This is a genomic window from Mariniflexile maritimum, assembly GCF_009746565.1.
GTDB lineage: Bacteria > Bacteroidota > Bacteroidia > Flavobacteriales > Flavobacteriaceae > Mariniflexile > Mariniflexile maritimum.
Window position 1 is genome coordinate 1 of the sequence record NZ_WRPN01000020.1, and the last position, 10,601, is coordinate 10,601.

Below are 10,601 nucleotides of genomic sequence, written 5' to 3' on the forward strand. Positions count from 1 at the left end.
TTGCTTATTTTAGTTAAGCCGTTTGGTCGTTGCCTGTTTGCTAGCTTCTGATTTTCCTTCGGAAAATCCTCGCACTCAAACACGCAACGTTCCTTACACATAAACGTTGTGTTTAATTTAAAAGCAGAGCGTAATATAGAATGAGAGGCAATGAAAAATTATGGAACTAACAGAAAAAGAAAAAAAATCAATAAGCGCAATAAATGGAGACTAAAATAAGGTTTAAGATTTACGATGAAAATGAAGATATAGATAATCTAGTTTTTAGTTTCAAGGTTCTCGACATCAGAATCGATAGAATCATAGACTGGCTTAAAGAAGTTCTTATCAATATAAACCGTATGACCATGTAAATTTAATTCTATTAAATCCATGTCAGAATTAGAATAATTTGGCAAACAACCTTTAAACCCTATAAAACGTGGCGCACACATCTGAAATAAAAACTAAACACAACAATAGCTATAATTCATTGCTTTTTACGGCATTTTTGGAAAATTACAGACCACCGTTGTTCTTCGTTGACCTAATTTTTTTTACGGCTCGACCACGCAACGAAATCATAGCCAAAACCGTTGGCAAACATTTAAAAAATAACTGAATGGACGAATTAACGTATTTTTTAGAAAAAATAGCCGTTCCTCTTATTGCTGCCTTTATAGGAGCGGTTCTTGCTTTTAGGTATCAAAGAACATTGGAATTAAAAAGAGATAAAAGAGTTATAATACAAACACTTATGATTTATAGAAACGTTGGAGCGGAAGAATTAGATTGGATAAAAGCTCTAAACGCTATAGACGTAGTATTTAGTGGTGATAAAGAAGTAAGAAGGCTTTTTCATAAATTTCTATCAGAAATAAGACCACCTGCTTACAATAGCTATGCGTGGATTGAAACGTTCTATGAAATGGTTTTTGAAATGGCAAAATGTAGCGACTATGGAACACTATCGATGCAAGATATAAGAGAATATTACTCCCCAGAAGCATTGAAAATACATTACCCGAACCTAAATGACCCGAAGAAACCTACTCCGCCTCCAGAAGACTCTGTTCCTCCATCGGTTGATTAAGGTTCATGTGCTTAGTGCTAAGGTAAAATGGTTTTATGTCTTCTAATTTATAATTAGATTTTGAATGTCTGTAAATTGGACTAATGTGAGAAGTTTTTCCAAGAAAGCGAATATCCATAAACAAATAAAAAACGATTTGCCAACATTGTATAAAATTAATTGCTTGTTACTTCCTTGTTTACGAAAAACCTCGCTTTCCAAAATAAGGTCTGTACTTGTTAAATTGCGTTCTTAACCAACGCAACCAATCTTATACTTAGCCGTTACCGCCAAGTGTAAGAAAGACAGCCGACACACATTCAAGCACATTTGGTTTTTGCCAACACACTGACCAAAATAAAAAACCAAAAGAGCTTGAATTTTGCCAACGCTCGAAAAAAAAACAAAAAAGTAATGCCATATCTTGAAGAATGTCCGTAATTTTGTCCGTGTACGTAAAAACGTCCGTAAAATATGGCAACAATAAATTTTTATCTCGATAAATCTGACAGAAAGGGACTTGCACCTATTCACCTTAGAATAAATTGCAATGGCAGTCAAATAAAGTTAGCAACTGGAAAAAAGATTAATTCTGAACAATTTGACAAAAAAAAGCAAAGAGCTACAGGGCTATCAATAGAATCAACCGAAATAAACCATTATTTAAAGTTCCTCGAAGATAGGGCGAACGAACTTCTTCACCATTCTACAAAAAAGACTTACTCTCAGGAAGAAATCAAAGATATTTTAAACCAACATATTGAGAGTTATAAAGAAAATAATAGTGTAAGCATTGTAAAAGAGCAACTTTCTTTATATGGTAAGCCCTTTACATTTATTGATTTATTCGCAGGAGCAGGCGGTTTTAGCGAAGGTTTTTTACAAGCAGAGATAAATAATAAATTCTTTGACTTTATTGCTGCAAGTGATATTAATGAAAATTGCGAGCTTACTCACATTGTCAGATATAATCATCAATTGGGATTAAATGCTGAGTTTTTACGTCAAGATATAACCGAACCTGATTTTTTAGAAAACCTGTTAGCAAAGATTGGAAACAAAACAATTGATGTTATTTGTGGTGGACCTCCTTGTCAAAGTTTTAGTTTAGCTGGAAAAAGAAGAAAATTTGATAAAAAGGATGACTTATTTTCACATTACTTGGACGTAATCAAACGATTACAACCCAAATACTTTGTAATGGAAAATGTAAAAGGTATTTTAACAAAAGAAAACGGGAAAATAAAGGATTTGATAATCCAAGAGATAAACTCAATTGTTGACATTAAAGAGATTCCCGTTTTAGTATCCTTTATAAAAAAGTTGAAAATTGAAAGAAATTCGTTTCTATTGGATTGCATCATTAAAAGCATTGAAATTGAATCGTTAAACGAAAATGAGCTGGAAGCTGGAAGAGATGAGTTTATTCGATTTGTCGATAACCGATTCAAACAAATAACACCCAAAATAGCTGATTATAAAACGAGTAAAACAGATTCAAGCATAAACACAATAAGACACGGCTTCAACATCCTTGCTCGAACCAAAGAATGGGAAAAAATTAAAAGAAGTATTATCAAGGAAAAGGATTTTTGCAACATAGACAATGATTCTTTTGTAGATACTTTTACCCACTTTTTAACTGAAATAAGTTCTGAAAATGTAATTCTCCAAATTGAAAATTCATTCAACGAACTAAAGGTACCTAAAGACTACAAGAAAGATTGTGAAGATATTGTAACCGCTTTAAAAATCTATACAGCATCTTTTGATGAAACAGTTGAAATATTGAAAACTCTCTGTACTGAAGATGAACGACTAAAATTGAATAAAATACTTGAAAGTATTAGGTTGTACAGAATTGAAAAACCGTTTATTGCTAACGCATCAAATTACGGTGTGCCTCAAAATAGGGAAAGAGTTTTGTTTATTGGTTGTAGAAAAGACCAAAAATTCGTTTCGGAGATTCCCCCAACGGTAAATGAAAATGAAAAAGTTACCGTTTTTGAAGCATTGTATGATTTAGATTTTATTGGAAACAATCAAGAAGCCCATCATTATGAATTGGTTGATATATCCAAGCAGTTTAATGGTACTGCACAAAAAATGAAAAGTCTCATTAGAAAGAGAACAGTTGACGGAAAGATTAATTTGCAAGAAGGTAAAACATTTTCGGAGTGGTCAAGAGAAGGGCGTTTAATTGAACGTTTTAGGCCAAAGTCTAAACCATTTTATGTAAAAGATTTCAATGGATTGTCAAATGGAGAAAAATATTTTGACATATTAAATAACCACAAAACTAGCAATCAAAATGAAGATGTAATAAAACGCCTTCAAATCATATTAAACCAAGGGGATTATAAAGTTGCTCAATGTGAACTTGAAGAATGCGGTTTAAGCTCAAATAAGCGAAATTACAATGTTTTAAAACCCGATGAGCAAAGTTCTACTATAATGACTATTCCTGACGACTACATTCATTATAATTCACCAAGAGCATTGACTGTTAGGGAAATGGCACGGCTTCAATCATTCGATGATACATTCGTTTTTCAAGGTAAACGTTCGACTGGCGGAAATAATAGAAAAACAGAAGTTCCTCAATACACGCTTGTTGGAAATGCAGTCCCTCCATTACTCGCAAGAGCCGTAGCAACAGAAATATTAAAAAATATCAAATAATGAGAATACTGTCAGACTCCGAACAAAATAAAATCAAGATATTAACGAAGAATCAGATTTCTCTCGCACTTATTGAACCAACCGAAACGGGTTTAAAAAAATCAATAATGGACGCTACAGGTCCAGTTAGAAATTTTCTCAAAGAGAATAATATTCATGATTACGACCTCCAGCAACAAGGTCCAGAACACAAGATTATAATCAATGCCAACATATACGCAGACTTTACAGTAAAAAGTTCTAATGCTTCACTGTATAGACCAATTACTAAAAAAGGAGACCCCAGAATTTGGTTCTCGGGATTAACAAAATTTGCAGTTCCCAATGATATTGTTTCAATTATTTTTTACAACGGTGAGTTTCATATATTTAATCTCACACAATTAAATGTTGAGAATCTATTAAGCACTACTATACACAATCCATTTAAAGAACTAATTGCTGAAATAAGCGGAAATGCCAATCAAATTGCATTTGAATTATTAGCAATGCTACGAAAAGTTGCAAGTTCTGGGCCAATACCATCAATGGTGGAAGCAGACACTTCAGTTGGTAGAACTTTAGAAACGGCACTTGGAATTAATATAAATTCGTCGAAACAACCAGACTACAAAGGTATTGAACTTAAATCATTTAGAAGTAGCAGGACAAATCGAAAGAATCTATTTGCTCAAGTACCAGATTGGAATTTAAGTAAATTCAAAAGTTCGGCTGAAATACTAGACGCATTTGGTTACAAAAGAGGTAGTGATTTTAAATTGTATTGCACGGTTTCAGCGATTGTAAGAAATTCGCAAGGCTTAAGCCTTAGACTTGATTCAGACATTAAGCAAATTATTGAAAATTCCGACAAGCCAGAATTTGGTGATTTTGTTGTTTGGACTCTTGATAATCTTCATAATAGGTTACACGAGAAACACAGAGAAACTTTTTGGGTAGAAGCTGACAGTACAATTATTGGAGGTAGAGAGCATTTTCAATACAAGTTTGTTGAGCATACAAAAAAACCAATTTCTTCTCAATTTGACTTATTGGTTGACCAAGGCATAATAACTCTTGACCACTTGATTAAAAGAAATTCTGTTGGCAAAGTTGTTGAGAAGGGTCCACTTTTTAAAATTAAACCAAAGGGTCTTGACTTACTATTTCCCCCAAGCGAAAAATATAATCTGATTTAATATGCCAACCCTTCACAGCCACACACATTGCCAAGCCACACGAGCCAACGCAAAAGCCAAAGCTTGTCAAAGAGTGTGTCTGTCCCCATGTACGGCAGACAGAAACGAAGTAGCAAATTGATAGAAAAATGATATAAAACAATGAACACCAGGCGGTAACATCATGTATAAAACATTGGGGTTTTAAGTGGTTATTTGAAGGTTTCAGCCCCGCATCAGCTTTTGCAACGGCAGACAGGGACGAAGCCCGCAATCCCCAACGTTTTATACATGTGACCGTTATGTGCAAGTTTGACCCAACTATAAGAAAAAAAAACATATTTATGAATTAGTAGTATTAATTTATTTTCTTTGAAACTTAAAAGTTGAAAAATCAGATATTATAACAATGAAGACAATAATTGCATTACGAGGTAAAGGTGGTTCCGGAAAAACTACAACTATTAGAATTCTTTATGAACTTTTAATGTTAGAGAAAAACAATTTTTCGGTATTAACAAGCAATTATAAAAAAAAGAAAGGGGACTTTAAAGCTATACTTTCAAAAAACGATATGTTAATTGGAATCACAAGTTCTGGAGATACCCACGATTTAGTTTATAAAGCTTTAAGCGAATTTAATGATGCGGGGTGTTATATTTGCATTTGCGCATGCAGAACTAAAGATATGGAATTTCCCAATGGCACAAACGGAGCAATATCTAAATTTAAAAATTACACAACTGAATTTATTAAAAAAACACTGGGAACAACTTCAATCACAAAAAATATTTCAAATCAAAGTGACGCCCAATTGATTCTTAATACAATTGAAAAATTAGTCCTTTCTAATTAATTTAATATTTATCAAACTATGCAAAGAAATTACATTCTCCTATTTTTATTTTTAAATTACTCTTTAATTTTTGGTCAATGTTGGACAACCATTGACGCAGGGTTTAGCCATACATTAGGCATTAGTAATGACGGTCATTTATGGGCTTGGGGATTAAACTCCAACGGACAATTGGGGGATGGGACGAATACAAATAAAAACAATCCAATTCAAATAACCACAGATAACGACTGGAAATCAATTAGTGCAGAAACCAATCATACTGTAGCCTTAAAAACTAATAAAACTCTCTGGGCATGGGGCAATAATGTACATGGTCAAATAGGTGATGGCACAAACATCAACAAAAATATTCCAACCCAAATCGGAACTGATAACAATTGGGAAATATTATCAACTGGGGGTGGCGACCATACGTTTGCTATAAAAACTGACGGTACTTTATGGGGTTGGGGGGATAATAGCTATGGTCAATTGGGAGATAATACCAATGAAAGTAAAAATACACCTACCCAAATTGGAAATTCCACTAACTGGGATATCATATCTATTGGAGCAGACCATACTGTTGCAATAAAAACAGATGGTACTTTATGGGCTTGGGGGAAAAATAATTTTGGGCAATTAGGAGATGGCACATTTACAGACAAAAACGCACCAGTACAAATAGGAAGCGACACCAATTGGGAATACATATCATCGTCAAATAATCACACCGTTGCAAAAAAAAGCAATGGTACATTATGGGCCTGGGGATTAAATAATAATGGACAAATTGGTGACGGCACATCAACAGATAAAAATACACCTACTCAAATTGGTTCGGATAACAATTGGCAAAGTGCTGTTGCAGGAGGAGGACATACAATTGGAATAAAAATGGACGGTTCTTTGTGGGCATGGGGTCTTAATAATGCTGGTCAATTAGGAAATGGTACGTCAACAAATTACGGCGTTCCCAATCCCTCTCCAATTCAAATTACTGCATCCTACAACTGGCAAAACATATTTGTCGGTGGGAATCATTCCTTGGCAATAAATAGTGATAATAATATATTTGCTTTTGGCAATAATTTTAGTGGTCAATATGGAGATGGAACTAACGTCAGCGAGAATACCCCAACCCTTGTAAACTGTTCTACATTAAGTATTGTGGACTTAAATCATAACTCTTTTGTCTATCAAATATATCCCAATCCGACTCATGATTGGCTTCATATTTCCTCCAGTCAACCTATTGCAAGTATATCGATTTCAGAACTTACTGGTAAAACTGTTTTAAAACAAAGTGGAAATATAAAAAGTTTAAATATAGAGCAATTTCAAGGAGGAGTTTACATAATTACTCTATTTATTAATGGAAAAGAATACCAAAATAAATTTATCAAAATTTAGAAAATATTATTGATTAGAATTCTAAAAATCAACCTATAAAAATAAGAAAAACCTGCACATAACAACGTGTAAAAATAATTGCTTGGTATAAGCCTATTCGGAAAATCCTCGCGGATTTTCCAGTTAGTTTTGTGCTTGTTATGGTTCGTGCCAGCCCACGCAACTATTCTTACACACACCGTTAGCGGTCATTTAAACAACAAACCGTTAGAAAAATATAACATTAATAAAAATTTAAAAATATGTATGACAGATTTGGAACTAACCAGATATTAGAAAAACAAAATTTCTCATTCAATCCTAGTCGATATGAAATTTGGATTGGAGGAAAAGAAGTTAAAAATGGAAATACCAATAAATTAATTTCGGCGAATGTAATTAAAGTTAGCGGAATAGAAAAAATGGAGATTAATATTAAAGATTCTAAACTTGAGAATGAAATATCTGAATTTAATATTTTTGACCAATTTATCACTTCAGGAGACAGATTAATACTTCTAATTATACCTAAAATCACAAATGTTGAAAATGTAGCATTTGGTGTTTTTCGTAATACTATTGGTTCAACCAGAAATGAAAAAAACTTCAAAAAAAATGAACCTTTTGCATGTAGCCTATTTTTAATCAATGGTATTATTTCAAAAATGTCATTTTCATTTAGTAATCCAGAAAAACAAATAATATTCCAGTTATAACCTAAAAACAATTCAATGAAGTTAGATTTTTTATTCAAATCATCAGACCATCTTCGATACGAAAATGGCAATCACGTATCAGGACCTCACGGTGGTGCGCCAAGAGCAATTAAAGTAGAGCCAAACATTAGCGGTAGAGAAGGTTTTACAGTTACAATGTTTAATACAGACGGTCAAAATGTTGTCCAAATGGCTCCAAAACAAATGAAAATTATTCAACAGAATAATGACAAAATAGTTTTACGTGGTTATGGATACGATAATATGGGAAGTTCTTTTGCTGACTATGGTTTATCTATTCATTTTGGTAATGGAAAAGTTGATAAATGTATTTTACATATGCACGACAGAGGAGTTGACATTGAATATCTGAAATAAAAAAACGAACCGCTAACACCGTATAAAAATAATTGCGGTTTAGTGGCTAAAACAAAGGTCGTTGCGTGTTTGTAACGTCTGATTTTCCTTCGGAAAATCCTCGCATACAAACCCGCAACTATTCTTATACATAAACGTTGTGCGTCATTAAAAAAAATACCGAATGATAGAAAAATCCACAATCGAAGAAATTTTAAGAACAACTGATTCTGGATATTTATTTCATCGCGAAGGACAGGAATTAGAATTTAAAGAACAATTTAATTTTTCAGGTTTAGCTGACTATTTCAGAGATTTTTGCGCATTTTCTAATAACAAAGGTGGTTACTTAATATTCGGAATTCAAGACTCGCCGAGAATACCAACTGGACTTTCGAAAAGTTCTATTGACCAATTTGAAAAAATTGACCCTGAAAAAATTACTGGATATTTATTAAATATTTTTTCAGGAAATATTAGTTGGGAACAGGCAATGTTTGTAATTGACGGAAAAAAATTTGGTGTCTTTAGAATTTTTGAGGTTTCTGTAAAACCAATCATTTCTAAAAAAGACGAAGGAAAAGACCAAATAATAAAAAATGGAGAAATTTATTTTCGGTATGGAGGTCGTACACAAAAAATTCAATATCCTGAATTAGAGGCAATAATCAATAAAAGAGTTGAACACAACAATTCTCAATGGCTTGATTTAATGTCAAAAATTGGTAAAGCTGGACCTGAAAATGCTGCGATTTTAGATACCGAAAAATCTATCATAGAAAAAGAAAACTCAAAAATTTTAGTTGTTGACGAAAAATTGGCGGCTAAATTGAAATTCATTAAAGAAGGAGAATTTGTAGAGAAAAAAGGTGCAACGACACTCAAGTTAGTTGGAGATGTTGTCCCAATCGACAGAGTTGAAGTTATCAAAAAAGTCAAAGAAGATTTAATCAAACAGTTTCCATTCTCTGCGCAACAATTAGCTGGCGAAGTTAAAAAATTACTACCAGATTGCTGTACAAATGATGTTTGGCGGATTATTCGAGAGAATGAATTAAAAAAGAATTTTGATTATTCAGCTTATAATTTCCGAAATAAACAACAAGAAGATGATTATAAGGCATCTGGAAATGTACCTTCAGTTTGTCCAAGTATATATAACAAAAATGCAATAGATTTTATAGCGAACATTATAAGACAGGAGAAAAATAACGACGCACAACACCGTATATAAGCTATGGCTTGGTCAGTCCTCACTTGGAAAATCCTGCGGATTTTCCAAAGCCGGTTTTTATTTGGAGAGGTCTGTGCCGAGACACGCCACAGCTCATATACCAGACCGTTGTAAAACATTTTGAACCAAACATTATGAAAAAAATTTCATTCGTAATTTTAATTATACCGTTTCTAACTTTTGCTCAAATCGACAATAAGATTGAGGGACTTACAATCAATTGTCCTTGCGAATTAGAATACACAAGAAATCTCGGAAATCAAAATAATTATGCTTGTGTAGTTCAAGACAATAATGAAAAAATCAAACAATACTCTGTTACCGTTCAAAATCTATTTGAAGATATGAATGGATTAAACGAAAAGACTCTGCAAGTTTATAAAGACCAATTTCTACAAACTGCAAAAGAAAATGCCGAAATGAATAATGAAAGTACGGAATCGATTCTATTGTCAAACGGACAAAAAGCTTTGAAAATAAAATCTTATCTAACTTATTCAGGACATAAATTTGTGAATACTTCAATTGTTTTTCTTTATAAACAAAAGAGTTTTATCGTAAACTTGACTACTAATGATTTGAATAATTCTGCTTCATCAAACCTAATTGAACGAATTAAAATCAAATAGTAATGAAAAAAATTAAATCCAAATTATTAAAAATTTTTCCGATAATATTCTTTTTGATTTTAAGTATGAGCGTTTTTGCTCAAAACCATAGGTATGATAGATATGATGGACCAAAAAGTCCAAGTTTAGGATTTAAATCTCTTTTGGTTGGTGGCTTAATTTGGGGCGTTGGGATGCTGATTATAATGATGCATAAAAAAGATGAAAGAGGTGTTGTTAAAAATTCAAACTCACCTTTTGCGACATTTGCAGCAGTAATTTGTGTAATAGGTGGATTAATCGCTGCATTTGGATTAATAATGTTAGGATTTTAATTGAAAAAAAACGTTTTACAACAATGGCTATAAGTAATTGCTTGTTCTCGCCTACTTCTGAAAATCCTCGCGGATTTTCAGTTTGGTGTGTACTTGCAAAGTTTAGTGCTAACCCACGCAACTACTCATAGGTACTGTGTTAAAAACCTAATAAATTAACTAAAAATTATAGGAAGCACTTATGCTAAATCATAATGCTATCCTGCGCAGCAAGAGCTTTTGGTTCTTGCT

At 32.8% G+C, this 10,601-nt stretch carries 10 protein-coding genes; all 10 read left to right on the forward strand.

Annotation, left to right across the window (positions count from 1 at the left end; genetic code table 11):
• Nucleotides 1–601: 601 nt before the first annotated feature.
• The 10 genes from GQO80_RS15415 to GQO80_RS15460 all read left to right on the forward strand — a co-directional run bounded on the left by GQO80_RS15415 (nt 602) and on the right by GQO80_RS15460 (nt 10,370).
• On the forward strand, nt 602–1,072 hold the full coding sequence (locus tag GQO80_RS15415) for a DUF6680 family protein (RefSeq protein WP_157209253.1): 471 nt from the start codon (nt 602–604) through the stop codon (nt 1,070–1,072).
• A 453-nt stretch (nt 1,073–1,525) separates the two neighbouring features.
• A complete protein-coding gene (locus GQO80_RS15420; RefSeq protein ID WP_157209254.1) occupies nt 1,526–3,733 on the forward strand; it encodes a DNA cytosine methyltransferase in 2,208 nt (735 codons plus the stop codon).
• Nucleotides 3,733–4,911: an MvaI/BcnI restriction endonuclease family protein gene (locus tag GQO80_RS15425; protein ID WP_157209255.1), complete on the forward strand. Its 1,179-nt coding sequence runs from the start codon at nt 3,733–3,735 to the stop codon at nt 4,909–4,911. Before GQO80_RS15420 ends, GQO80_RS15425 begins: the two co-directional genes overlap by 1 nt.
• A gap of 388 nt (nt 4,912–5,299) precedes the next feature.
• On the forward strand, nt 5,300–5,746 hold the full coding sequence (locus GQO80_RS15430; RefSeq protein ID WP_157209256.1) for a hypothetical protein: 447 nt from the start codon (nt 5,300–5,302) through the stop codon (nt 5,744–5,746).
• Nucleotides 5,747–5,764: 18 nt separating this feature from the next.
• On the forward strand, nt 5,765–7,141 hold the full coding sequence (locus tag GQO80_RS15435) for an RCC1 domain-containing protein (RefSeq protein ID WP_157209257.1): 1,377 nt from the start codon (nt 5,765–5,767) through the stop codon (nt 7,139–7,141).
• Nucleotides 7,142–7,383: 242 nt separating this feature from the next.
• Nucleotides 7,384–7,836, forward strand: coding sequence for a hypothetical protein (locus GQO80_RS15440; RefSeq protein ID WP_157209258.1), 453 nt, complete (start codon nt 7,384–7,386; stop codon nt 7,834–7,836).
• A gap of 15 nt (nt 7,837–7,851) precedes the next feature.
• Nucleotides 7,852–8,214 carry a hypothetical protein gene (locus GQO80_RS15445; RefSeq protein WP_157209259.1) on the forward strand — a complete coding sequence of 121 codons (363 nt, stop codon included), beginning with the start codon at nt 7,852–7,854 and terminating at the stop codon, nt 8,212–8,214.
• A 163-nt stretch (nt 8,215–8,377) separates the two neighbouring features.
• A complete protein-coding gene (locus GQO80_RS15450) occupies nt 8,378–9,427 on the forward strand; it encodes an ATP-binding protein (RefSeq protein WP_157209260.1) in 1,050 nt (349 codons plus the stop codon).
• 134 nt (nt 9,428–9,561) lie between these two features.
• Entirely contained in the window at nt 9,562–10,056 is a 495-nt protein-coding gene (locus GQO80_RS15455; protein ID WP_157209261.1) for a hypothetical protein, read from the forward strand.
• Between the two features lie 2 nt (nt 10,057–10,058).
• Nucleotides 10,059–10,370, forward strand: a complete 312-nt coding sequence (locus tag GQO80_RS15460) for a hypothetical protein (RefSeq protein ID WP_157209262.1) — start codon at nt 10,059–10,061, stop codon at nt 10,368–10,370.
• The last annotated feature ends 231 nt before the right edge of the window (nt 10,371–10,601 follow it).